This window comes from Desulfosporosinus sp. I2 (assembly GCF_000960765.1).
Classification (GTDB): domain Bacteria; phylum Bacillota; class Desulfitobacteriia; order Desulfitobacteriales; family Desulfitobacteriaceae; genus Desulfosporosinus.
This window is the reverse complement of sequence record NZ_JYNH01000300.1, coordinates 1-812: the sequence shown is the minus strand read 5'-3', so window position 1 is coordinate 812 and position 812 is coordinate 1. Positions and strand designations below refer to the sequence as shown.

Below are 812 nucleotides of genomic sequence, written 5' to 3'. Positions count from 1 at the left end.
GGAAAAAGTGGTTTTAATAATGTATGGGTTACATCAACAGTTGGAAAATATGGGAATGGAAGGGAGACATTCATGGGAAAACGTTTACTGCCGGTAATACTTGATGGGTATAAACCTTTAAGGGAGATTGTCTTTGAATCTATGCGCGAGGCTATTCTGAGCGGGATACTCGAACCTGGGGAGCGGTTGATGGAGATCCAGTTGGCTGAGGAAATGGGGGTTAGTCGAACCCCGGTACGTGAAGCTATCCGCAAATTGGAACTTGAAAATTTTGTGGTTATGATTCCACGAAAAGGTGCGTATGTAGCTGGTGTCTCCTTAAAAGATGTGGCCGACGTTTTTGAAATTCGTTCTGCGTTAGAGGGATTGGCTGCAGGGCTAGCAGCGGAACGCATTACGGAAGATGAATTGGAACAAATGGAACAAGCGTTGTTTTTTAGAGTCAGTGAAGTTGAGATGGACTTAGAGCAGATTGTGAAGTCTGATACCGATTTCCATGCTTTAGTCTATAGAGCCAGTCGCAATGAACGGAATTTGTCCCGCTTTCCGAAATGTTTGGTTATTCAACCGATTTGCGTTCTGCAACACAAGGACGTGGAGTCTATGTGATGCAATTTGATCACTATGAAGAAGTTCCTAAAGGCATTGCGGATGGCATTATTGCCAAGCGTCATGGGTCATAAGCGAGGTTCGAGGTTCGAAGCGCGAAGTTCGATACCTTGCTGAATTATAAAGTTACTATTATTTTAAAGGAGTGAAAAAATGGGAAAAGCTAAATACGAACGTACAAAACCACATGTTAACGTAGGAAC

General features: G+C 43.1%; 2 pseudogenes. Both read left to right on the top strand.

The window, feature by feature from the left end:
* Nucleotides 1–72 precede the first annotated feature (72 nt).
* A pseudogene (locus tag UF75_RS25800) lies at nucleotides 73–531 on the top strand (GntR family transcriptional regulator); the annotation flags it as partial.
* 2 nt (nucleotides 532–533) lie between these two features.
* A pseudogene (locus UF75_RS31205) lies at nucleotides 534–683 on the top strand (hypothetical protein); the annotation flags it as partial.
* Between the last annotated feature and the right edge of the window lie 129 nt (nucleotides 684–812).